At 64.1% G+C, this 21,107-nt stretch carries 24 protein-coding genes; 7 read left to right on the plus strand and 17 right to left on the minus strand.

The features are described 5' to 3' along the window. Positions 1 to 23 precede the first annotated feature (23 nt). Entirely contained in the window at positions 24 to 1,469 is a 1,446-nt protein-coding gene (locus BRA1417_RS0107925) for a TAXI family TRAP transporter solute-binding subunit (RefSeq protein WP_027515381.1), read from the minus strand. A 395-nt stretch (positions 1,470 to 1,864) separates the two neighbouring features. Between BRA1417_RS0107925 and BRA1417_RS0107935 the strand changes: the two genes are divergently transcribed. Together BRA1417_RS0107935 and BRA1417_RS0107945 are read left to right on the plus strand one after the other, a co-directional pair. Continuing rightward, the gene (locus BRA1417_RS0107935; RefSeq protein ID WP_018458457.1) at positions 1,865 to 2,212 is read left to right on the plus strand and encodes a DUF3307 domain-containing protein; all 348 of its coding nucleotides are present in this window, start codon (positions 1,865 to 1,867) and stop codon (positions 2,210 to 2,212) included. A 206-nt stretch (positions 2,213 to 2,418) separates the two neighbouring features. Further along, positions 2,419 to 2,817 (plus strand): hypothetical protein, encoded by a 399-nt coding sequence (locus BRA1417_RS0107945; protein ID WP_007599645.1) that lies wholly within the window; start codon positions 2,419 to 2,421, stop codon positions 2,815 to 2,817. On the opposite strand, the gene BRA1417_RS0107950 is transcribed toward BRA1417_RS0107945, so the two are convergent. Together BRA1417_RS0107950 and BRA1417_RS0107955 are read right to left on the minus strand one after the other, a co-directional pair. Further along, positions 2,814 to 3,137 carry a YkgJ family cysteine cluster protein gene (locus BRA1417_RS0107950; RefSeq protein WP_027515383.1) on the minus strand — a complete coding sequence of 108 codons (324 nt, stop codon included), beginning with the start codon at positions 3,135 to 3,137 and terminating at the stop codon, positions 2,814 to 2,816. The two genes, BRA1417_RS0107945 and BRA1417_RS0107950, sit on opposite strands and share 4 nt — an antisense overlap. Before the next feature lie 13 nt (positions 3,138 to 3,150). Next, complete coding sequence (locus BRA1417_RS0107955) at positions 3,151 to 3,849, minus strand: YafY family protein (protein ID WP_007599649.1); 699 nt, start codon at positions 3,847 to 3,849, stop codon at positions 3,151 to 3,153. A 112-nt stretch (positions 3,850 to 3,961) separates the two neighbouring features. Here BRA1417_RS0107955 and BRA1417_RS0107960 point away from each other — a divergent pair, with 112 nt between their 5' ends. Next, complete coding sequence (locus BRA1417_RS0107960) at positions 3,962 to 4,267, plus strand: hypothetical protein (protein WP_027515384.1); 306 nt, start codon at positions 3,962 to 3,964, stop codon at positions 4,265 to 4,267. Positions 4,268 to 4,305: 38 nt separating this feature from the next. Further along, a complete protein-coding gene (locus BRA1417_RS0107965) occupies positions 4,306 to 5,034 on the plus strand; it encodes a glutathione S-transferase family protein (protein WP_027515385.1) in 729 nt (242 codons plus the stop codon). Between the two features lie 264 nt (positions 5,035 to 5,298). Here the strand turns inward: BRA1417_RS0107965 and BRA1417_RS0107970 are convergent, their stop codons facing one another. The 11 genes from BRA1417_RS0107970 to BRA1417_RS0108020 form a co-directional block, all read right to left on the minus strand. Continuing rightward, a complete protein-coding gene (locus BRA1417_RS0107970; protein ID WP_027515386.1) occupies positions 5,299 to 6,450 on the minus strand; it encodes an ABC transporter substrate-binding protein in 1,152 nt (383 codons plus the stop codon). 78 nt (positions 6,451 to 6,528) lie between these two features. Next, positions 6,529 to 6,960: a thioesterase family protein gene (locus tag BRA1417_RS0107975; RefSeq protein WP_018458463.1), complete on the minus strand. Its 432-nt coding sequence runs from the start codon at positions 6,958 to 6,960 to the stop codon at positions 6,529 to 6,531. A gap of 10 nt (positions 6,961 to 6,970) precedes the next feature. Further along, complete coding sequence (locus tag BRA1417_RS0107980) at positions 6,971 to 7,732, minus strand: SDR family NAD(P)-dependent oxidoreductase (protein ID WP_018458464.1); 762 nt, start codon at positions 7,730 to 7,732, stop codon at positions 6,971 to 6,973. Between the two features lie 26 nt (positions 7,733 to 7,758). Beyond that, entirely contained in the window at positions 7,759 to 9,645 is a 1,887-nt protein-coding gene (locus BRA1417_RS0107985) for a feruloyl-CoA synthase (protein WP_027515387.1), read from the minus strand. Next, on the minus strand, positions 9,642 to 10,451 hold the full coding sequence (locus BRA1417_RS0107990; protein ID WP_027515388.1) for a crotonase/enoyl-CoA hydratase family protein: 810 nt from the start codon (positions 10,449 to 10,451) through the stop codon (positions 9,642 to 9,644). The genes BRA1417_RS0107985 and BRA1417_RS0107990 overlap by 4 nt, the downstream gene beginning before the upstream one ends. A 147-nt stretch (positions 10,452 to 10,598) precedes the next feature. Next, positions 10,599 to 10,997, minus strand: coding sequence for a type II toxin-antitoxin system HicB family antitoxin (locus tag BRA1417_RS0107995; protein ID WP_027515389.1), 399 nt, complete (start codon positions 10,995 to 10,997; stop codon positions 10,599 to 10,601). Between the two features lie 5 nt (positions 10,998 to 11,002). After that, the gene (locus tag BRA1417_RS0108000) at positions 11,003 to 11,191 is read right to left on the minus strand and encodes a type II toxin-antitoxin system HicA family toxin (RefSeq protein ID WP_027515390.1); all 189 of its coding nucleotides are present in this window, start codon (positions 11,189 to 11,191) and stop codon (positions 11,003 to 11,005) included. A 42-nt stretch (positions 11,192 to 11,233) separates the two neighbouring features. Beyond that, the gene (locus tag BRA1417_RS0108005) at positions 11,234 to 11,695 is read right to left on the minus strand and encodes a DUF3237 domain-containing protein (RefSeq protein ID WP_027515391.1); all 462 of its coding nucleotides are present in this window, start codon (positions 11,693 to 11,695) and stop codon (positions 11,234 to 11,236) included. 12 nt (positions 11,696 to 11,707) lie between these two features. Then, positions 11,708 to 13,027, minus strand: coding sequence for a TRAP transporter large permease (locus BRA1417_RS0108010; protein ID WP_027515392.1), 1,320 nt, complete (start codon positions 13,025 to 13,027; stop codon positions 11,708 to 11,710). A gap of 2 nt (positions 13,028 to 13,029) precedes the next feature. Next, positions 13,030 to 13,539: a TRAP transporter small permease gene (locus tag BRA1417_RS0108015; RefSeq protein WP_007599673.1), complete on the minus strand. Its 510-nt coding sequence runs from the start codon at positions 13,537 to 13,539 to the stop codon at positions 13,030 to 13,032. A gap of 199 nt (positions 13,540 to 13,738) precedes the next feature. Next, positions 13,739 to 14,755, minus strand: a complete 1,017-nt coding sequence (locus tag BRA1417_RS0108020) for a TRAP transporter substrate-binding protein (RefSeq protein WP_027515393.1) — start codon at positions 14,753 to 14,755, stop codon at positions 13,739 to 13,741. Between the two features lie 213 nt (positions 14,756 to 14,968). On the opposite strand from BRA1417_RS0108020, the gene pobA reads away from it, so the two are divergent. Next, positions 14,969 to 16,138, plus strand: coding sequence for a 4-hydroxybenzoate 3-monooxygenase (gene pobA, locus BRA1417_RS0108025; RefSeq protein WP_027515394.1), 1,170 nt, complete (start codon positions 14,969 to 14,971; stop codon positions 16,136 to 16,138). Positions 16,139 to 16,357: 219 nt separating this feature from the next. After that, entirely contained in the window at positions 16,358 to 16,777 is a 420-nt protein-coding gene (locus BRA1417_RS0108030; protein ID WP_027515395.1) for a PaaI family thioesterase, read from the plus strand. A 5-nt stretch (positions 16,778 to 16,782) separates the two neighbouring features. Here BRA1417_RS0108030 and BRA1417_RS0108035 read toward each other — a convergent pair whose 3' ends face one another. After that, positions 16,783 to 17,667 carry a LysR family transcriptional regulator gene (locus BRA1417_RS0108035; RefSeq protein ID WP_027515396.1) on the minus strand — a complete coding sequence of 295 codons (885 nt, stop codon included), beginning with the start codon at positions 17,665 to 17,667 and terminating at the stop codon, positions 16,783 to 16,785. 120 nt (positions 17,668 to 17,787) lie between these two features. On the opposite strand from BRA1417_RS0108035, the gene BRA1417_RS0108040 reads away from it, so the two are divergent. Next, positions 17,788 to 18,423 (plus strand): pyridoxamine 5'-phosphate oxidase family protein, encoded by a 636-nt coding sequence (locus BRA1417_RS0108040; protein WP_027515397.1) that lies wholly within the window; start codon positions 17,788 to 17,790, stop codon positions 18,421 to 18,423. Positions 18,424 to 18,607: 184 nt separating this feature from the next. On the opposite strand, the gene BRA1417_RS0108045 is transcribed toward BRA1417_RS0108040, so the two are convergent. Then, entirely contained in the window at positions 18,608 to 19,339 is a 732-nt protein-coding gene (locus BRA1417_RS0108045) for an ABC transporter ATP-binding protein (RefSeq protein ID WP_027515398.1), read from the minus strand. Then, on the minus strand, positions 19,336 to 21,105 hold the full coding sequence (locus BRA1417_RS0108050) for an ATP-binding cassette domain-containing protein (RefSeq protein ID WP_051448284.1): 1,770 nt from the start codon (positions 21,103 to 21,105) through the stop codon (positions 19,336 to 19,338). Before BRA1417_RS0108050 ends, BRA1417_RS0108045 begins: the two co-directional genes overlap by 4 nt. Positions 21,106 to 21,107 lie beyond the last annotated feature (2 nt).

Here is a 21,107-nt window from a genome sequence, read left to right on the forward strand (position 1 = left end):
CCGCAGATCCTCAAATCGATAGGTCAGGCACTCTGAGCTGTCTTCACCACCACGACATTGCTCTCGTCGTGGTGGGGAGGGGCCGCATCCTGAGCGGCCTTCTCGCCCTCGCCCGCATGGCGCTTGAGGTAGTCGCGGCGCATGCCGATCTCGTCGCGGACGAATTCGTAGCCGAGCTTGAAGGTGTCGAGCCCGTCGGTACTGATCGTGCCGTCGCGCAAGCCGATGACGGCGCCGCGCAAGATGCCTTCCAGCTCGTCCTGGAGACATTCGAGCTGGTCGAGCGAATGCGCGTGTTCGATCCGCTCGCCGATATCGAGAATGGCGGTGGAGAGCTCGCTGGCCTTTTCCGGCGCGATCCGGGTGATCTTGGCGTAGATCGCGGCGAAGATCGAACCGATGACGCTGAGCGCGGCAGCGCCCAGATACATCAGGTCGCTGTACTTATCCATGAACGACTTGGTGTCGTCGTTGATGTAGTCGGCCGCCCCTTGATGCGCCATCACAAAGGCGTCCTTCTCGACGGAGGCGGGTTCGATTCTGCTGGCAAAGCCGCTGTCGAGCCCGAGCGCGGACTTGTTCTCGTAGACGGTGCGCGCGAGCTCCCCGGCCGCCGTCGGCGACATCCGGGACTGGGCGACCAGCAACCATTCGAGCCCGATCGTGTCGAGATCGTCGTCGGGAATTTCCGGTGATGCGGACAATGTGCCCGCCGTCAGTGTCTCACTGGAAATGCCGGGGATCCTGCGCGCCAGCGCCTTCGCCTCGTCAATTGCGTTCAGTGTGAAGCCGCCGCGCTTGGCGACCTGCTCATACGCCTTGTCCCGCACTGCCCGGGAGGCGTGGACGATGGCGACGACCGCGCCAAAGCCGCTTGTCGGTGCGAACAGCTTGTCGAGCGTTGTGCCCTGCGGCGCCATCTGGATCTTCGCCGCATCCGCGCCGTCGGGAATGTCGAGGATGCCGCGGACAAAGGCGAGCGAGGATTCGTTGTCGGCGAGGACGGCGACCTTCTTCTTCTTCAGCTCGGCCAGCGACTTGATCTTCTTGTTTCCGGGCCCGAGCAGCAGCACGAGATCGTGCTCGAGGATCGCGAGCGTGCGCGCCCGCAGCGGCACCTTGGCGTCGGTGCGCAGCACCGCGAGATCCGCCTGCTTGCGATCGAACTGGGCGATCGCCTTGGCGTTGTCGGGGTTGTTGACGATCTTGATCCGGAAGCGCGAGGCGTTGCTCTTCAGGACGGCGGCGAGCTTGGCTGCGAACAGCGCTTCGTCGCTATTGGGAGCGCCGACCGCAAAGGTCAGCGTCTCCGAATTGTGCACCAGCATGCGGCCGCCCCAGACCGTGGCAAGCGACAACAGCAGGGTCAGCACGACGTAGAGGAAGACCTGCTGCTGGTTGGTCTTGATCACCTTGGGTCGCCGGGGCGGTGGCTCGATCGGCGATGAGGTCGGGCCCTCAGTACTCATGGCAGCACTCTGGCCTTATGCTTCCGGTGGCGGGCGGCTCGCGGATGCGATCGCCGCGGTCGCCCTGCAATTCGTAAACGTCTGAAAAAAGAACGATATTCTCTGCCGGCAATGATAGCGCGCAGGCCGCGGAATGCAAATTCCGAGCCGAAGGTAACCTTACTCACCCGCGGCGATTGGTCAGCCTATCACCGGTTAGCCACAGTTGGCGATTTTCCGGTTCCCCCGGCTGCATTCCGTCCCGGGAGATGCCATAAATCGCAGGTCCCGGCGATTTGACCGGTCCAGGAAGAGATTGCGCTGAACGCTCCAATTCTTCTTGTCACGTCAACGAGGGCGCCTTGTCGTTTCCACCCCTGTCATCGGCGGTTCCGGTCGAAGCCCTCATTGGTTGGATGTTGCTGCTGACGTTCAAGCACATCATCGCCGATTTCGTCCTCCAGACCGCGTGGATGGCGCACGGCAAGGACCAGAAGCACGGCTGGGCCCTGCCGCTCCTGGTGCACTGCCTGGTTCACCTTGCGGTTGCGCTGCCCCTGATCCTGATCGTGGCGCCAAAATTCTGGTTTGTGGCGTTGATCGACTTCGTGATCCACATCACGATCGACCGCGCCAAGGGGCTCGTCTCGGCCAATTTCGGTGTCGATCTTGCGCATCCCTGGTTCTGGACCCTGATCGGTGTCGACCAGGCCCTGCACCATCTGACCGGCTTCGGCCTCTCCATCTTCATGGCGGCGAACTGAGCGCTGGCGGTCTCGGCGTAGCTAGTCGTCCATCGGCATCCACAAGAGGTCGTCATGCCGGACAAGCCCGGCCATGACGCTGTGGAGGCATTTCCAGCCCATTGATTCGCGGCCCACGCGCAAGGACCCCGGGTGACTACCGGGCAGCGTGGTTAACCTTTCATTAGAGAATTGCACTGCATCTTCCCAGACGAGGGAGAACCGCAATGTTTTCAAGCCGCGATACCTTTGAAGGCGATTCGTGCCCGGTCCGCGACGAACTCCTTGGCGAGATGTACCGCGCCAGCGAGAGTGGCCTGCCGAGGCTGGTTGAAAGTGTTTCCCCTGACGCGCGCGCCAGGCTGGCGCTGTTCTGCTATCGCCGCAGCCATCTGCATTCGCTGGCGGTCGCGATCGCAGGCAGCTGCAATGAGCGCGACCTGATCGAGAACGGCGGCCGTGTTGGTTCGACGCTCTACGCGCTTGCGCGCGAAGGCGCGGCGAAATCCTCGCCGTCGCTGTCCGGTGGGCGCAAGCCGATCACGCTGTCGACCAAGCCGCTCTCGGTGCTCGCGCCGCTGGACGACGAGATCGACGACGAGATCAGCGAAGCCGTCCCGGCCTAAACGCTCGCGATCATTGGCAGCCCGAATTTCCGTCGCGCCATCGCGCATTCGGCGTCGCCCGGCATGCACGTGCGGCACACGTCCGGCCGCACTGCGTAGATGCCGCACGCGGTCGCTTGTCCGATCTCTCCCTGCAACGCCGAACAGCGATCGCCTTCGCAGCGCATGCCGGATTGACGCGCGTTGACGAGCGCTTCGGGAATCGCGGCAAGCTCCTCGTCGCTCTCGATCGAGAAGCGCGGCCAGTTCGCCGAATAGCCGCAGCAGGCGCCGCAACTCTGGCAACAGCTCGACAGGTCGATCGGGGCGTTCTCGTCCATCGTCACGTATCCTTCACGTATCCTTGGGCGGGCCCCAGACCAGGCTCTGCCGCCATTTTGCGCGCAGCACGTCGCGCCTTTCCGGATATCTCTCGTCGGGATAGCTCGCATCCACGACGCGGTCGGTGCGGAAGCTGCGGAAGTCGCCGCGCAGTTCGCACCAGGCCGCGAGCAGGCGCACGGCTTCGAGATACCCGATCGAAATCGGCCAGATCATGCGCTCGCTGGCGCGGCCCTGCTCGTCGCGATAGCGCAGCATGATCTTCTTGCCTTCGTGGATCTGGGTGCGCGTGCGCGCCATGTCCAGGCGGTCCGGCTCCCTGTTCCAGCTCGGCCGGGCCCGGCTTGCCGGCTCCAGCACGAAGGGACGCAGGCGCTCGGGGACAGTGTCGGCGATCTTGGCCATCAGGTCTTCAGCCGCACGCGCCAGCGCGGGATCGGCATGGCCGGCGACCCATTGCGCGCCCAGCACCGCCGCCTCGATCTCGTCGGGTGTCAGCATCAAAGGCGGCAGGTCAAATCCCTTTTCCAGGATGTAGCCCATGCCGGCTTCACCGCGGATCGGCACGCGCTGGCCGATCAGCGTGGCGATGTCGCGATAGATCGTGCGCTTCGAGGTCTCGAGCTCGGCCGCGATGGCGTCCGCCGTCAGCGGCTTACGCGTACGCCTCAGCACCTGGATGATTTGAAACAGCCGGTCGGCGCGTCTCATGACGGGTCTCTTGTCGGTGGGTTTTCAGATGGTGGCGCGCGGCTGCTGACAGGATGTTGGCAGCAGGGGAGTTCTATACCGGGTCAACACGTCGACTGAAGAGGATTTGTCCATGATCATTCCAACTCATTTCGGCCCGGCCGCTGCGCTGTGGCGGACCCAGCCTCTACAGGTCCAGCCTTTGCAAGTCCTGCGCTTGCAAGCCCGAGCTTGGTACGCATGGGCGTTCGGCCGCCTCGTATCCCTTGATCTCATGGTCGTCGACCTCCGCCTTGCGCTCGCGACAATGGTGGCTCGCTTCCTGGTCCAGGCCGGGGACGCGCTGGTCCGTCATGTCATGGCCCGCGCCTGGCGAGGGGCCCGCTTCGCAGAAGATATCACGGCTGCTGCCACCATGGTGGCAGCAGCCCGCGGTTAAGTTCCCTCAACTCTTTCGGTGGTTTCAGGAGAGCCTTCATGATCACGCTTTACGGCTTTGGCACCGGCTTCGGCCTGCCGGAAATCAGCCCCTTCGTCACCAAGACGGAGGTGCAGCTCAAGATGGCGGGATTGCCCTATCGGAAGGAGCGGGCGATGCCGCCCGCCTCTCCCAAGGGGCAGCTTCCTTTCATCGACGATGGCGGCGAGGCGGTGGCTGATTCCACGTTCATCCGCGCCCATATCGAGCGCCGCTACGGCTTCGATTTCGACGCCGGGCTGTCTCTTGCCGAGCGCGCACAGGCTTGGGCATTCGAGCGCATGATCGAGCATCACGTTTATTTTGCGCTGGTCGGGGCGCGCTGGGTCGACCCCGTCAACTTCGCCAAGGGGCCTGCGCATTTCTTCGACGGCGCGCCGGAGCACAATCGCGAGAAGTTGCGCGAGGACGCGCAATTCCGTGTCGCCGAGAACTATTTGCTCTCCGGGCTCGGACGGCACGCGCCCGATGACGACGTCGATCTCGCCGTGCGCTCGCTGTTTGCGCTCTCGGTGCAGCTCGGTGACAAGTCCTATCTGATGGGCAACAAGCCCTGCGGCGTGGATGCCACCGCCTTCGGTGCACTCGCCGGGATCCTGACGCCGTTCTTCGAATCCGCCCTGCGCCGTCGCGCCGAAGGATTTCCGAACCTCACCGCCTATGTCGATCGGATGATGGACACTTACTATCCGGAGTTCGCCTGGACCCCGCTGCGGCAGGCGGCTTGACGACAGCGCGACCGCAGACTCGGTGCACCTCTCCCGCTTGCGGGAGAGGTCGACACGCTCGCAGAGCGTGGCGGGTGAGGGCTATCTCCTCTGGGGGGCTTTGCCCGTAGACCTCAGACAATCCCAATGCGGAGGCACCCTCACCCCAACCCTCTCCCGCAAGCGGGAGAGGGGGCCACACGGAGGTGCGGCTCGCTCATACAGCCAAAACAAAAGAGCCGGCCCATCGGGCCGGCTCTCGTCGTCTCAATCCTGCCGCTGCGTCTACTTCACCAGCGAGTACTTGCCGTTCTTCACCGTGAGCAAGATGCGCGAGCGCTCGTCGAGGCCGTAGCGGTCCTTCTCGGTGAAATTGTAGACACCCTGGCTCGCCGCAAGCTCCTTCTCCGACAGCAGCGCCTGGCGGATCGCTTCGCGGAATTCCGGCGTGCCGGGCTTGGCCGTCTTCAATGCAGCCGGGATGATGCGCTTGAGAATCTCGAACGCATCGTAAGAGTGACCGGCGAATTGGCTGCGGCTGTTCGGGCCGTACTTGGCTTCATAGGCCGAGTTGAGCGCGAGGCCCGGCTTCTTGGTCGCGGCCTCGTCCGGCTGATCTTCGGGGTCCATCACCGGGCCCGAAGCCATCAGTACGCCTTCCGCCGCTTTGCCGGCGATGCGGATGAAATCCATGCTGGCGGCACCATGGGTCTGGTAGATCAGGCCCTGATAGCCACGCTCGCGCAGCTCGGTCTGCGGCAGCGCGGCGGCGGTGCCGGAAGCGCCGACCAGAATGGCGTCGGGATTCGCAGCCACGAGCTTCAGCACCTGTCCGGTCACAGACGTGTCGGGTCGAGCGAAGCGCTCCTCGTCGGCGATGGTTATGCCCATCGGCACAGCCTGCGCTTTCAAATCGTTGAACCAGAGGTCGCCATAGGAGTCGGAATAGCCGATATAGCCGACGGTCTTCACGCCCTTGGCCTTCATGTGGTCGTACAGCACCTTGCCGACGATCGGGATCGGCTGCGGCATCGCCACCGACCACTTCATGCGCTCCGGCGTGATCGGGAACGGCGCCAGGCCGAAATGCGGAATGCCGGCTTCGTTGGCGACGTTCGACACCGCGATGGTCGGCGGCGTCAGCGCCGAGCCCATGATGATATCGGCCTTGGATTCGGTCACGAAGCGGCGGGCGTTGGTGGTTGCGGTGGTGGGATCGCCACCGTCGTCGAGCACGATCACCTTCAGCGGCACGCCGCCGATCTCCTTCGGCACGAACTCCAGCGCATTGCGCTCAGGAATGCCCAGCGCTGCGCCCGGGCCGGTCGTGGTGGTGGTGATGCCGATGGTGACCTCGGCGGTCTGTGCCAGCGCGGGCACGGTCGGCAGCGCAAGCGCGGCCGCGGTGACGGCGGCGGTCAGGTAAAAGCGTTTCATCTATTCCTCCCTTTATGTGTTTCTTTGAAAGCAGAAATCGGGGGGTAATTCAGCCCCCTCTTTTGGTGACGTGGCGATTTAGCTCCGGGCCTCGCTCCCGGTGAATTTGGCTACCATTTCCGCGGGAAACGGTGCCGATTTCAGTTTGTCGGGGTTAACGGGGTCGCGCCCGACCAGGACACGGGTCTCGAAACCCTCGATCGCCAGCGCCTCGCCCTTGAAGACGCTGTGCTTCACCTCGAAACTCGAGCGCTTGATGCTCTCGATCTTGGTTTCGATGGTGATCCAGTCGCCATAAGTCGAGGGGATGTAGAACTTGGCGCGCGTATCGACCATGGGAATGCCGACCAGACCGTATTTCTTGACCAGGTCCTGCTTGGAGAAGCCGGCAACTTCGAACAGGGTCGACGTCGAATCGTCGAACATCGCGAAATAGCGCGGATAATAGACGATGTTGGCGGGGTCGCAGTCACCCCACTGGATCTGGACGTCGCGCCGGTTGACGAACATATGCCGCGTCCTATTTCGGCGCCATGCGCAGCGAGCCGTCGAGGCGGACCACTTCGCCGTTCAGGTACGAATTCTCGACCATGTGCAGGGCGAGCGCTGCGAACTCGTCGGCGTGGCCGAGCCGGCGCGGGAACGGGATCGCGGCGGCGAGCGAGTCCTGGGCTTCCTGCGGCAGGTTGGCGAGCAGCGGCGTGAGGAACAGGCCGGGCGCGATCGTCAGCACGCGGACGCCGAACTGCGCCAGCTCGCGCGCGATCGGCAGCGTCATGCCGACGATGCCGCCCTTGGAGGCCGAATAGGCCGATTGCCCGATCTGGCCGTCATAGGCGGCAACGGACGCCGTGTTGATGATGACGCCGCGCTCACCGGTGGCCTGCGGCTCGAGCTTGGACATCTCGTTTGCGGCAAGGCGGAGCATGTTGAAGGTGCCGATCAGGTTGACCTTGATCACCTTGTCGAAATCGGCGAGCGCCATCGGGCCGTCGCGGCCGACGACGCGCTTGGCCACGCCGATGCCGGCGCAATTGACCAGCACGCGCGCGGGTCCATGGGACTTGGTCGCTTGGGCGATCGCAGCCTCAGCGGAAGCCGCATCGGAGACGTCGCAAGCCACAGCCACGCCCTTGATCTCGGCGGCGACAGTTTCGGCGAGCTTGGCGTTGAGGTCGCACACCGCGACCCTGGCGCCCTGCGCCGCCAGCTTTCGCGCGGTCGCCGCGCCCAGTCCCGATGCGCCGCCGGTGACGATGACTGCCTGATCCTTCAACAACATGGCGTTCTCCCTGTAACGATGTTTTCTTATCCGACCGATATCACACGGTCCGATGGATTGGCAGCGTAGAGCTCCTCGATCAGCAGGCTGCGATGTTCGAGCACCGCGCGCTGGTTGATCGAGCCCTTGTCGGTGACCTCGCCCTTGTCGATCGAGAGCGGCGTGTCCATGAGGATCGCGCGCGTGATCCGCGTGGAGGAGCCGGTGGCCGCGCCGAGAAAGCGGGTCAGCCGTTCGCGAAATGCCTCGCGCACCAGCCGGTCGCGGGTCGCGACGACGAGATCGTCGGTCGGCAGCGTCGGGTTGATCAGCCGGCAGCCGTCGAGATCGAGCACGACGAGTGCGGAGACCTCGTCGCGGTTGATGCCGGCGATGACGACGTCGCGCACCAGCGGTGCGCAGGCCGCAACGAAGCGCGCGCGCAACGGCCCGACGCTGACCCACGTGCCGCTGCCGAGCTTGAAATCCTCACCGATGCGGCCGTCGAAATCGAAGCCGGCATTGAGATCGTCGGGATCGACGGGCTTGAGCGCATCGCCGAGCTTGTAGAAGCCTTCTTCGTCGAACGAATTTGCGGTGATGTCGGGCTGGCGCCAATAGCCGGGCATCACGTTCGGCCCCTTGCAACGAACTTCCATCTTGCCGTTGTTCGGCACCAGCTTGGCGTCGTTGCCGGATACGGGAAGCCCGACATGGCCGGAGCGGCTGGTGCGCGGGTTGACCGACATGAAGAACGGCGCGGTCTCGGTTGCACCGAGGCCGGTCAGCATCGGTACGCGGTAGCCTTTTTCCTTCACTGCGAGCTCGTCGAGGCTGTTCCAGACGAACGGCGACAGGGCAGCGCCCGAGAAGAACATTGCGTGCAGCCGGTCGAAGAATTTTGCGCGCAGGCCCTGGTCGTCGCGCAGATAAGGCAGCAGCGACTCGTAGCCCTTGGGGACGTTGAAATAGACCGTCGGCGATATCTCCTGGAGATTGCGCACGGTCTCCTCGATGCCTCCAGGCACCGGCTTGCCGGCGTCGAGATACATCGAGCCGCCATTGTAGAGCGTCAACCCGATATTGTGGTTGCCGCCAAAAGTGTGATTCCAGGGCAGCCAGTCGATGATGACCGGCGGCTCGTCCTTGAGGAAGGCGAGCGTCTCGCGCAGCATCACCTGGTTGGCGCAGATCATGCGCTGGGTGTTGATGACCGCCTTGGGGTTGCCGGTCGAGCCCGAGGTCAGCAGGAATTTCGCGATGGTGTCGGGGCCGATCTTGCCGTGGACCTCGTCCAGATCGCCGCGGATCGGCGTCGCCATGAGGTCGGCGAGCAAGGTCACGTCGCGGCCCGGCACGCCGCCGTAGGACGCGGCGATCTCGGTGCCGAGCGAGACGTTGGCCGCGAGCGCATCGGCGAACTTGTCGGCGTCCTCAGCGAAGACGAGGCCGGGCGTCAGCAGCTTCATCAAGTAGGAGAGCTTGCCGTAATCCTTCGATACCAGCGAATAGGCCGGCGACACCGGGCAGAACGGAATGCCGGCATAGAACGCGCCGAACGCCAGCAATGCATGGTCGATCGAATTGCCGGAGAGGATGACGACCGGCCGCTCCGCCGACAACCCGCGCGCGATGAGCCCTGAGGCGATGTGCCGGCTCGCGGCGAGCAGCTCGGCGTAGCTGATCTTGCGCCAGAAGCGGCCGCCTTCGCGCTCGGCCATGAAGACGCGATCGGGCGTCGTATTCGCCCAGTGATGCAGGCGGTCAGTGATGCGGGCCGGATAGTCTCCGAGCGGCTGTTTGGGCCGCAGGTAAATCGTGCCGTCGTCGCGCCGCTCGATTTTCACGACGGGATCGCCGAACGAAATGGGCCGCAGCGGGGAAGTGCTCGCGCCGCGCTCCATGCTGGAAGAGGACGACGGCTGCGCGCTCATGATTTCGGCTTCACCTTTGCGGTCTTGTGTTCGAGGAACTCGCGGATCCTGCGTTTTGCCTCTTTGTCGCTCTGCGCCACCGTTGCCATCAGCGATTCCATCAACAGGCCGGTCTGCGGATTGGCCTCCGCGATCATCGGGAGCGCCTGGAGCACGGCGAAATTCGTCAGCGGCGCGTTGGAGGCGACCTTGGCCGCAAGCTCCATCGCCTTGCCGAGGCCATTGCCGGCTTCCGTGACATATTGCGCAAAGCCGTAGGAGGTGCCTTCGGTCGCGGAATAGACGCGGCCGGTCAGCATCATGTCCATCATTCTGGCAACGCCGATCAGCCGCGGCAGGCGCACCGAACCGCCGCCACCGACGAAAATGCCGCGCTGCCCTTCCGGCAGCGCGAAATAGGTCGAGGGTTCGGCGACGCGGATATGCGCCGCACAGGCAAGCTCCAGCCCCCCGCCGATCACGGCGCCCCTGAGCGCCGCGATCACGGGCACCCGGCTGTACTGGATGCGGTCGAACACCCGGTGCCACATCTGGGAATGGAGAAGGCCGCCGGTGGCGTCATGGTCGGTCAATTCAGAGAGGTCGAGACCGCTGGAGAAATGGTCGCCGATGCCGTGGATGACGACCGCGCCGATATCCTCGGGCAGGGACGCAAAACACTCGCCGATTTCCAGGATGATGCCGTCGTTGAGCGCATTGCGCTTGGCCGGCCGATTGAGGCCGACGGTCAAAACCCGGTTTGCCCGCTCGATCTTCAAAAGCCCGGAGGCGCCCGCGTCAGCGGTCTCGGCGTTTCCCTGTGTCATTTGCGTCCTTGTCAGAATAGTTATGTTGTATAACGAATTCAGGGGGAGTCAACAAGGGAAGTCCCGCCGTTGCGCTTCGAAGCCTCCTTCGAAACGGGAAAACGTCAGTCAATTGGGCGCCGGATTCGGCGCAATACGTGGAGCGCCTCAGGCTGCGTCGGTCATCAGCTTCTTCGCGGCCTGAGCAAGCAGGCCCGATCGCGTGTAGCCGTGGGCCTCGGCGTATTTGTCAATTTGCTCCAGGACATCACCCGGCAAGGTGACATTGACGCGCACGACCTTCGGCAGATCGTCCTTCATCGAGACCAGAATGGCGACGCCCAAGCGGTTCTCGGGCTTCGACATGATAGCTTCGAGTGAGGAAGGCTCCGGAATCGGTTCGCCGTCCTCCGCCATCCCCTCGAGGTGAAACGCCAGCGCTTCCTCGGCCATGTCGCGCGCCTCGTCGAGCGTGGTTCCTGCGGTCACGAGGCCCGGCAGATCGGGAAACGACACACCGAAATCGCTGTCGGCGTCCTTATGGATAAGACCAATGTAATGACGCATGGCGCTTACCTCAGCTTCAGGCCGGATTGTTTTTCAATACTCTTCAGCGTTCCGAGAGGGACGTCCCGCTTCGGATGAGGGACCGTGACGCGGCCCTGCTTCGCAGGGTGCTTGAACTGGACGTGGCTGCCCTTCTGAGCCACTTGGATCCAGCCATCTCTTTGAAGGACCGAGATAATTTCTCGGCTATTCATGATGTGTATTTATACACATTTTGTCGGAGCCCGTCAATGAACTCACATCACCTGGTGCACGTCGATCACCACGCGATCCGCATGCCGCGCTGCTGAACCGACAAAAATGTGCTCCATCAGCCAGCGATACTTTTCATGCCCGGTCTCGAACTTCGGCACGGTGCGGAAATAGATCAGTTTGGGATCCACCGGCTCGCCGCGCTTGAGCTTTTGCAACAGCTCGACCGGGCCGAAGCGCATGCCCTTGTTCTCGACATAGACAATTGCGCCGTCGTCGGTCTCGAAGGCGTATTTGGCCTCGAGATCAATCAGCTCATTCGGGCGGATGGTCTGGAAGTCGGCGCCGAACGGCAGCACCTTGCCGGTGATCGCACCCGTCACCTCGCCGCCGATGATCGGGATGATGCGGCGAATGCCGATGCCGGTCTCGCCGGCGGTGACGACGTCGCCGATGCGTGCGGTGACGGTGAAGACGTATCTGGTTTCCAGCGCCGGCGTGGTCATCGCTTCACCTCCTTAATGCGCCATCATCCGCGTCGGCAGCCATGTCGCCAGCAGCGGGAAGGCAATCAGGATCACCAGGCGCACGAGGTCTGTTGCAACGAACGGGATCACGCCCCTGAAGATCGTGGAGAAGGAGACGTCCTTCACCACGCTTTTGATGACAAAGACGTTCATGCCCACCGGTGGATGGATCAGGCCGAGCTCGACCGTCATGACGATGATGACGCCGAACCAGATCGGGTCGAAACCGAGATGCATGATCACGGGGAAGATGATCGGCACGGTGAGAATGATCATCGCCATGGCGTCCATCAGGCAGCCGAGCACGAGATACATCACCATGATCAGCGCCAGCACGCCGTAGGGGCCGAGGCCGAGGCCGGTGAGGAATTCCGTGACCTTCTGCGGGGTCTGCGTCACCGTGAGGAAATAGCCGAAGATCAGTGCGCCGATCAGCACGGTGAACACGGCGGCCGCCGTGCGCGTCGCCTGCAGCAGCGAGGCCAGAATCTTCTCGCGGTCGAGCCGGCCGGTCGCCACGCCGATGATGAAGGCGCCGGCAGCGCCGACGCCGCCGGCTTCCGTCGGCGTGAAGCGCGGCAAATAGGGCAGGCCGTAGAGGCCGCCGATCACGAACACGAACAGCAGCACCGGCGCCCAGATGTCCTTCAGGCCGGCGAAGCGCTCGCGCCATGGCAGCACCTTGCCTTTGGGCAGGAAGTCGGGCCGGAAATAGCCGATCAGGAAGATCGTGATCATGTACATGGTCATCGCCAGGATGCCCGGGATGATGCCGGCGATGAACAGCTTGCCGATGTCCTGCTCGGTGATGATGCCGTAGACTGCGAGCACCGTGGAGGGCGGCAGCATCGCACCCAGCGTGCCACCGGCCGCGATCACGCCGGTGGCAAACGATTGCGGATAGCCGAAGCGGCGCATCTCGGGGTAAGCGACCGCGGAGAAAGTCGCTGCGGTCGCGACCGAGGAGCCGCAGATCGCGGCAAAGCCGCCGCAGGCGCCGACGGTAGCGATGCCGAGTCCGCCGCGCAAATGGCCGACAAAGCCGTTGGCGGCGCGGAACAGCTCGCGGCTCATGCCGGAATTGCTGACGAAGGAGCCCATCAGCAAGAACATCGGAATGACGCCGAAGGTGTAGTCGGTCACCGTGCGCATCGAGGTCTGGCCGACCAGCTTCAGCGCCGGCGTGGCGCCGACGAGATAGGAGAAGCCGGAGACGCCGACGAGGCCCATGGCCATGCCGACCGGCACGCGCAGCAGCATCAGGGCGAACAGGGAAACGAAGCCGATAACGGCGACGGCATCGGTGCTCATGATTACTCCGTCGCCTTCAGCTTGGGGTCGTGCATTTCTTCGGGATGGAAGATCAACCGGTAGGTGCGGATCGCGATCAGCAGCACGGCCGAGACGTCGCCGATCCAGGCGATCGCGAAGAACGGCCAGGTCGGCATGTGCATGTCGAAGGTCTGGACGTTGTCGTTGTAGGTGCCGCGAACCTTGTCGAACAGCGTCCAGGTCTGCACCGTTACGACGAACAGCAGCACCAGCGTCGCGAACACGTCGATCCAGCGCTGGTAGCGCGGTCCGACATTGCCCCAGACCAGATCGACAGTGATGTGGGTGCCGCGATAGGAGGTCGCGGCGATGCCCCAGAAGATGAGGATGCCGAGCAGCATGCGGCCGATGTCGAAGCTGTCGGGGATCGCATAGTTCAGCGTGTTGCGCAGCAGCACCGACAGGAAGATGTCGAGCGCGACAATGCCGACGAAGGCCGCTGCGATCCATTCGATCGAATCGATAACGCGATCCATCCAGCTGCGCTTCATGGGAGCTTCCTGCTCGAGATGAGTGCGAGTTGCATCAACAGCGATGCTGCGCTCCCTCTCCCGCTTGCGGGGGAGGGCTGGGGTGGGGGTGTCGCCGCAATGAACGGACCCCGAGTGGAGAGAGCCCCCACCCGGCGCTTCGCGCCGACCTCCCCCGCAAGCGGCAGAGGTGCAGCGAGTCTGCGGCTCCGATTCAGCGTCACTCCGCCAGCGCGTTGTACTTCTTCAGCGAGGCCTTCAGCTCGCCAAGCGCCGCGTCCGGATCCGCGCCGGCCTTCTTCGCGCCGTCACTCCAGGTCTTCACCAGCGGCTCGGCGGCCTTCTTCCAGGCGGCGGTCTGCTCGGGCGTCAGCTTGTAGACCTCGTGACTGGTCTCCGCCTTGACCTTGTCGATGCCGGCATCCTCGAACTTGCCCCAGTGCTCGCCGACCACACCGGCCATCTCGACCGTGCAATTCTTGTCGATCGCGGCCTTCTGCTTGTCGGACATTGCGTTGTACTTGTCCTTGTTCATGACGAACACGAAGGTCGTGGTGTAGAGCGGCGCCTCCATGTCGTATTTGGTCACCTTGTCGATGCCGAACAGCACGAGGGAGCCCCAGGGGAAGGTGACGCCGTCGGCGACGCCGCGCTCGATGATGTCGCGCACTTCGGGCGCGGAGGACTGCACATTGGTGCCGCCGAGCGAGGTGACGAAATTCGCCATGGTGGCATGGGCGGGGCGGATCTTCAGGCCCTTCACGTCCTCCGGCATCACGATCTTCTTGGTGCGGGAGTGGAAGGAGGAGGGCGAGTGGACGAAGGCGAGGCAGTATTTGACGTCCTTCATCTCCTTCTCGGCGTATTTGCGGTACCAGGCGTCGAGCCCCATCGAGCCGCCCTTGGCGTCCGAGATCAGGAATGGCAATTCGCCGGCGCCGATGATCGGGAAGCGCCCGGGCTGATAGCCGGGATTGACATAGGTGACATCGGCGATGCCGTCGCGCGCCATGTCGTAATGGTCGAAGGCCTTGCCCATCTGCTGGGCCGGGAACACCTTGCCCTTGATGGTGCCGCCGGAATCCTTCTCGACCGCGGCGGCCCAGTCCTCGAGCGATTTCTGCAGCGGATGCGAGGCCGGCACCCAGTGCGAGATCTTCAAATCGAAGGTCTTGTCCTGCGCGAACGCAGGGCTCACGCTTGCTGCCAGCAGCAACGCCAGACAGGCTTTCCTCATCACGCGTCTCTCCCTCTTTTGACGGCGGGCTTCGATGGCCCGGTCTCGTTAATTAACATGTTATCTAATTGTCCGGCGCGTTCAAGCCGGAACTGGCGCGACGTGCCGCCGCGCACTCCCTTTGCCCAACCGTTATATGATATAATTATCGTGCGCGGACGGCTGCGACAAGCGAGCCGCGACGAAAGCCTATAGGATCGGGAGGAGCAAGTATTGCGGACAAAAGTCGCAATCATCGGGGCAGGGCCGGCGGGATTGTTGCTCGGGCAACTGCTGCACCGTTATGGCATCGACAATGTCACTCTGGAGCGGCAGAGCCCGGACTATGTGCTCGGCCGCATCCGTGCAGGTCTCCTGGAGGAGGGGACCGTCGCGTTGCTCGACCAGATCGGCGCCGGCGCGCGGGCGCATGCCGAAGGTCTGGTGCATGAAGGGATCGAACTCGCCTTCTCGGGGCGCCGGCACCGCATCGACATGAAGGCTTCGACCGGCAAGACGGTCATGATCTACGGCCAGACCGAGGTCACGCTCGACCTGATGAATGCACGCGCGGCCGCCGGTCTCACCTCGGTCTACGAGGCCAGGGATGTGCAGCCGCATGATTTCGACGGCGGTCACCCGCGCGTAACCTACGTGAAGGATGGCGTCACCCACACCATCGATTGCGATTTCATCGCCGGCTGCGACGGCTTTCACGGCGTCAGCCGCGCCAGCGTTCCGGCTTCGGCGATCGAGGAGTTCGAGCGCATCTACCCGTTCGGCTGGCTCGGCATCCTCTCCGAGACGCCACCGGTCAGCCACGAGCTGATCTATTCCAACCACGCCCGCGGCTTTGCGCTGTGCACCATGCGCTCGGCCAGACGCAGCCGTTACTATGTGCAGTGCGCGCTCGACGACCATGTCGACCAATGGCCCGACGACCGCTTCTGGGACGAGCTCAGGCGCCGGCTCGATCAGGACGCCGCCGACAGCCTGATCACGGGCCCCTCGATCGAGAAGAGCATTGCGCCGCTGCGGAGCTTCGTCGCCGAGCCGATGCGCTTCGGCAGGATGTTCCTGTGCGGCGATGCCGCCCACATCGTGCCACCGACCGGCGCCAAGGGGCTGAACCTGGCGGCCAGCGACGCGCATTATCTGTCGAGTGCGTTCCGCGAGTTCTACGACGAAAAATCCAGCGCCGGCATTGATGCCTATTCGGCGAAGGCGCTGGCGCGGGTCTGGAAAGCTGTGCGCTTCTCCTGGTGGATGACCTCGATGCTGCACAAATTCCCGGACACCGGCACGATTGGTGCGCGCATCCAGCTCGCCGAGCTCGACTACGTCACGCAGTCGCAGGCTGCGATGACGTCGCTGTCGGAGAATTATGTCGGGTTGCCGTTTTAGGACGGTGCCGGTACCGCATCCCCCCCGTCATTGCGAGCGTAGCGAAGCAATCCAGTGTCTCCGAGGAGGCAGTCTGGATTGCTTCGTCGCTACGCTCCTCGCAATGACAGCGGGGAGCCCATTTCAAACACCCGCGCAAATGTCGTTTAAAACTTTGTAGGTGGTGCATCCGTCACGTCCGCCGCTTCTAATGGCGGCAGCCACCAGCGCGAGACAGACATGACCAGCACCGACATTCCCGCCGGCTTCGAGCCGCACTTTCGCAAAGCGCCGCTCACTGATCCCTGGGAGCCGCTTTACTCCAGGAAGACCGACAACGGCGTCACCGTGGGATTGCGGCTGGCAACACCGCACACCAACGCGCGCGGGCTGATCCATGGCGGCCTGATCGCGGCGCTGGCCGATGCCGCCATGGGCTATAGCTGCGCGCAGGCGACGGGCTGGATCACCTCGTTGGTCACGATCTCGCTGTCGGTCGACTATGTCGGCGCCGGCGAGATCGGCCAATGGCTCGCGGTCGAGGGCGAGGCGATCAAGACCGGCAGCACGATCTGCTTCGCGCAGTGCCTCGCGAAGGCCGACGACGCCGTGATCGCGCGTGCCAGCGGCACCTTTCGCGTCGTGCCGAAGAAGGGGTGAGGGCGTCACCCAAGTTTCCACTCCGCGGTCTCCACCACGAGATCGACGAAAGCGCGCACCTTGGCGGAGAGCAGGCGCGAGGTCGGGTAGACGATGTGGATCGGCAGCGCCGGCTGCTCGTAGTTCGCCAATACGATCTTGAGCCGCCCGCGCCGCAAGCCTTCGGCGGCCTGATAGGCCAGCACCCGGGTCACGCCGCCGCCGGCCTCGGCATATTGCAGGGCGGCGTCGGCGCTATTGCTGGCGAAGCGTGGATTCGGCGCCACCTCGATGTCGCGGCCGTCCTGTACGAAGCGCCAGTTCGCGGATGGACCGAAGGCGATGGTCTCGTGTGCAAGCAGTGCCTCCGGCGTCTTCGGCTCGCCATGGCGCTTGAGATAGCCAGGTGTCGCCACCACGATCCGCCGCATCTCGCCGACCTGGCGCGCGACGAGCGAGGAGTCGGCGAGATGGCCGATCCGCACCGCGACGTCGACGGCATCTTCCACGAGGTTGACGAGGTTGTCCGACAGACGCAATTCGCAGGCGACCTCGGGATAGCGCTTGAGGTAGGCGATCATGACAGGCCCGACATGGAGCCGGCCGAAGCCGACCGGCGCCGACACCACCAGCCGCCCGCTTGGCCGATTGCGCTCCTCCCGAGCCGAGCCGTCGGCCTCCTCGACATCGGCGAGGATGCGACGCGCACGCTCGAGATAGCGCGTGCCGACGTCGGTCAGGGTTACTTGGCGGGTGGTCCGCTGCAACAGCCGCGCGCCGAGATGCTCCTCCAGCGCCGCGATCAGCCGCGTCACCGCCGAGGGCGACAGCCGCAGCTTGCGCGCCGCCGGCGCGAAGCCGCGCAGGTCGGCGACGGTGACGAAGACATGCATGGCTTCGAGGCGGTCCATGGCATTATTGCATATAACGCAATGATGAAGTGTCAAGTGGCCTGATTGTTTTAGCCGGCGGGAGGTCCATCTTAGATCGCGAAGACGCAAGGGCGCGCCGGGATTTCAGGAGATGGTCCGATGACGGCAACTCACACCTACGCCAGCGACGTGGCATTCACGCCGGCGGTGAAGTCGATCCAGACCCGAAAGGGATCACGCGAAGGCTATGCCCATGCCGAGCAGCGCGGCTGGCGCACCGAGGTCGATGAGAACCTCGCGGCGTTCCTGGCCGACACCAACAGCTTTTATCTCGCGACTGCCTCGGCCGACGGCCAGCCCTACATCCAGCATCGCGGCGGCCCGAAGGGCTTTTTGAAGGTGCTGGACAAGCAGACGCTGGCTTTCGCGGACTATGCCGGCAATCGGCAATACATCACGCAGGGAAACCTGTCCGAAAATCCAAAGGCCTACATCTTCGTGATGGACTACGCCCATCGCCGTCGAGTGAAGATCTGGGGCGAAGCGCGGGTGGTCGAGGACGACGAGGCGCTGACGACATCGCTGATGCCGAAAAGCTATCGCGCCCGGCCGGAGCAGGTGATCCTGTTCAAGATCGAAGCGTGGGACACGAACTGTCCGCAGCACATCCCGCAGAAGTTCGACGCGACGGATGTGGCAGCGGCGCTGGCGGCAAGGGATGCGAGGATTGCGGAGCTGGAGGCGGAGGTGGCGGCGCTGAAGGGGGAGGCGAACTCACCAACCAACGAAAGCTAGAGCGGCTTGCGCGGTGCACCCTCTCCCCTTGCGGGAGAGGGTGGCTCGTCGCGGAGCGACGAGACGGGTGAGGGGTTTCTCTCCGCATGGTCCCACGTCGTCATTCGCGGAGAGAACCCCTCATCCGGCGCTTCGCGCCACCTTCTCCCGCAAGGGGAGAAGGGAAGAGGCGGTCGCTGCGAACTTACAACACACTCGCGCCTTCGTGCTGGAAGCCGAGATAGCTGGCGGCGACGCGCTCGTTTGCCGCGATGTCGCTGGCCTTGCCGCTGAGCACGAACTCGCCGAGCTCCATGACATAGGCCTGATCCGCGATCTTGAGCGCGGCCTGGGCGTTCTGCTCGACCAGCAGCACGGAGACGCCGGCGGAGCGCAGTTCGGTGACGATGCGGAAAATGTCGGCGACGATGATCGGGGCAAGGCCGAGGCTCGGCTCGTCCAGCATCAGGAGCTTGGGCTCGCCCATCAGTGCGCGGCCCATTGCGAGCATCTGCTGCTCGCCGCCGGAGAGCGTGCCGGCGAGCTGCTTGCGCCGCTCCTTGAGCCGCGGAAACAGCGTGTAGACCCGCTCCATCGAGGCTTTCGCCTTGCTTCTCTCGATGCGGAAGGCCCCCAACTCGAGATTGTCCTCGACATTCATGGTCACGAACAATTCGCGGTGCTCGGGAACGAGGCCAAGCCCCATGGCGACGCGGTCCTCGATGTCGAGCCGCGACAGGTCCTGACCTGCGAATGAAACGCGCCCCTTCAGTGGCAAGATGCCAATGATGGCGGACAGCAGCGTGGTCTTGCCGGCGCCGTTGGCGCCGACGATGGTGACGATCTGGTTTTGGCCGACTTCGAGCGAAACCGAACGCACGGCCTCGACCTTGCCATAGGCGACATGGGCATCAGTGACGGACAACAGCGCGCTCATGCCGCCACTCCGAGATAGGCCTTGATCACTTCGGGATTGGTCTTGATCGTGGCCGGCGTTCCTTCCGCGATCTTGGTGCCGAAATCGAGCACCACGATGCGGTCGGCGAGGTTCATGACGAAGCCCATGTCGTGCTCGACGAGCAAGACGCTCATGCCGCCGTCGCGCAGCTCCCGCAGCAGGCTCGCGAGCTGCTGCTTCTCCATGTGGCGCAGGCCGGCGGCCGGCTCGTCGAGCAGCAGCAGCATCGGATCGACGCACAACGCACGGGCGATCTCGACGATCCGTTGCTGTCCCAGCGAGAGCGAGCCTGCGAGCTGATGCATCTGCTCGCCCAGTCCGACGCGCTCGATCTGGCGGGCGGCTTCGGCGAGCAGCTTTGCCTCATCAGCGCGGTCGAGCCGCAGCATTGAGGAGATCGGCCCCGAATGGCCGCGCAGATGGGCGCCGATCGCGACATTCTCCAGCACGGTCATGTCAGGCACCAGCTTGACGTGCTGGAAGGTGCGGGAGATGCCGAGCTTGACGATCTCCTGCGGCGGCGCCCTGTCCACCTTGTTGCCGAGCACGGAGATCGAGCCCGAGCTGGCCGACAGCACGCCGGTGATCAGGTTGAAGGTGGTGCTCTTGCCTGCGCCGTTCGGGCCGATCAGCGCGACGATCTCGCGGGCCTGAACGTCGAAGGAGACGTTGTTCACCGCGACCACGCCGCCGAATTGCTTCCGCGCCTTCTCGACCTGGAGCAGGACGCTGGATTGGCCGGGCGAGCGGGTGCGCTGCTCCAGTTTCAGCGAAGTGTCCGGCTTCTTGCCACTGGTACGCTGGGGCAGGAACGACATCAGCCAGGGCCAGACGCCGCCGGGTGCGAGCTGGAGCAGCGCCACCAGCATGATGCCGAACACGATGGTCTCGACCTGGCCGGAGCCGGGCAGGATCAGCGGCAGGTAACTCTGCAGCACTTCCTTCAGGACCACGACGAGCGCCGCACCGAGGACGCCGCCCCAGACATAGCCGGCGCCGCCGACCACGGCGATGAAGAGATATTCGATGCCGGCCTGCGCGCCGAACGGTGTCGGATTCACCGCACGTTGAAGATGGGCGTAGAGCCAGCCGGAGAGACCGGCGAGCACGGCGGCATGGATGAACACCAGCATTTTTGCGCGCGGCGTGTGCACGCCGAACGCCTCGGCCGCGACATGGCCGCGCCGGAGCGCGCGGATGGCGCGGCCGGTGCGAGAGTCCAGCAGGTTCATCGTGAGCAGCGCCGAGAGGATCACGGCAACCCAGATCGCGTAGTAGATCGAGCCGGGCGAGAGCATTTTGAACGAGCCGATCGACAGCGGCGGGATCGCCGAGATGCCGTCGTTTCGTCCCAGAAATTCCAGCTTGCTGAAGAGATAGAACAAGCCGAGTCCCCAGGCGAGCGTGCCGAGCGGCAGATAATGGCCGGAGAGACGGACGGTGACGAGACCGAGCAGCACCGCCAATAATCCGCTGACCAGCAGCGACAGCGGCAGTGTCAGCCAGGGCGACATGCCGTAGGTCGTCGACAGCACCGCGGTGGTGTAGGCGCCGAAGCCGACGAAGGCCGCCTGTCCGAACGAGGTCAGGCCGCCGACACCGGTCAGCAGCACGAGGCCCATCGCGACCAGGGCGGTGAGGCCGACATTGTCCAGCAGCACGATCCAGAACGGGGGCATGCCCGGAACGAACGGGATCGCCGCCATGATCAGTGCGAAGATGAGGATAGGGAGCCGGCTCTGCATCT

Source organism: Bradyrhizobium sp. WSM1417, from assembly GCF_000515415.1.
Taxonomy (GTDB): domain Bacteria; phylum Pseudomonadota; class Alphaproteobacteria; order Rhizobiales; family Xanthobacteraceae; genus Bradyrhizobium.

Coding starts and splice junctions, on each gene's coding strand:
- BRA1417_RS0107925 (WP_027515381.1), bottom strand. CDS start 1,469: ATGAGTACTGAGGGCCCGACCTCATCGCCGATCGAGCCACCGCCCCGG.
- BRA1417_RS0107935 (WP_018458457.1), top strand. CDS start 1,865: ATGTTGCTGCTGACGTTCAAGCACATCATCGCCGATTTCGTCCTCCAG.
- BRA1417_RS0107945 (WP_007599645.1), top strand. CDS start 2,419: ATGTTTTCAAGCCGCGATACCTTTGAAGGCGATTCGTGCCCGGTCCGC.
- BRA1417_RS0107950 (WP_027515383.1), bottom strand. CDS start 3,137: ATGGACGAGAACGCCCCGATCGACCTGTCGAGCTGTTGCCAGAGTTGC.
- BRA1417_RS0107955 (WP_007599649.1), bottom strand. CDS start 3,849: ATGAGACGCGCCGACCGGCTGTTTCAAATCATCCAGGTGCTGAGGCGT.
- BRA1417_RS0107960 (WP_027515384.1), top strand. CDS start 3,962: ATGATCATTCCAACTCATTTCGGCCCGGCCGCTGCGCTGTGGCGGACC.
- BRA1417_RS0107965 (WP_027515385.1), top strand. CDS start 4,306: ATGATCACGCTTTACGGCTTTGGCACCGGCTTCGGCCTGCCGGAAATC.
- BRA1417_RS0107970 (WP_027515386.1), bottom strand. CDS start 6,450: ATGAAACGCTTTTACCTGACCGCCGCCGTCACCGCGGCCGCGCTTGCG.
- BRA1417_RS0107975 (WP_018458463.1), bottom strand. CDS start 6,960: ATGTTCGTCAACCGGCGCGACGTCCAGATCCAGTGGGGTGACTGCGAC.
- BRA1417_RS0107980 (WP_018458464.1), bottom strand. CDS start 7,732: ATGTTGTTGAAGGATCAGGCAGTCATCGTCACCGGCGGCGCATCGGGA.
- BRA1417_RS0107985 (WP_027515387.1), bottom strand. CDS start 9,645: ATGAGCGCGCAGCCGTCGTCCTCTTCCAGCATGGAGCGCGGCGCGAGC.
- BRA1417_RS0107990 (WP_027515388.1), bottom strand. CDS start 10,451: ATGACACAGGGAAACGCCGAGACCGCTGACGCGGGCGCCTCCGGGCTT.
- BRA1417_RS0107995 (WP_027515389.1), bottom strand. CDS start 10,997: ATGCGTCATTACATTGGTCTTATCCATAAGGACGCCGACAGCGATTTC.
- BRA1417_RS0108000 (WP_027515390.1), bottom strand. CDS start 11,191: ATGAATAGCCGAGAAATTATCTCGGTCCTTCAAAGAGATGGCTGGATC.
- BRA1417_RS0108005 (WP_027515391.1), bottom strand. CDS start 11,695: ATGACCACGCCGGCGCTGGAAACCAGATACGTCTTCACCGTCACCGCA.
- BRA1417_RS0108010 (WP_027515392.1), bottom strand. CDS start 13,027: ATGAGCACCGATGCCGTCGCCGTTATCGGCTTCGTTTCCCTGTTCGCC.
- BRA1417_RS0108015 (WP_007599673.1), bottom strand. CDS start 13,539: ATGAAGCGCAGCTGGATGGATCGCGTTATCGATTCGATCGAATGGATC.
- BRA1417_RS0108020 (WP_027515393.1), bottom strand. CDS start 14,755: ATGAGGAAAGCCTGTCTGGCGTTGCTGCTGGCAGCAAGCGTGAGCCCT.
- BRA1417_RS0108030 (WP_027515395.1), top strand. CDS start 16,358: ATGACCAGCACCGACATTCCCGCCGGCTTCGAGCCGCACTTTCGCAAA.
- BRA1417_RS0108035 (WP_027515396.1), bottom strand. CDS start 17,667: ATGGACCGCCTCGAAGCCATGCATGTCTTCGTCACCGTCGCCGACCTG.
- BRA1417_RS0108040 (WP_027515397.1), top strand. CDS start 17,788: ATGACGGCAACTCACACCTACGCCAGCGACGTGGCATTCACGCCGGCG.
- BRA1417_RS0108045 (WP_027515398.1), bottom strand. CDS start 19,339: ATGAGCGCGCTGTTGTCCGTCACTGATGCCCATGTCGCCTATGGCAAG.
- BRA1417_RS0108050 (WP_051448284.1), bottom strand. CDS start 21,105: ATGCAGAGCCGGCTCCCTATCCTCATCTTCGCACTGATCATGGCGGCG.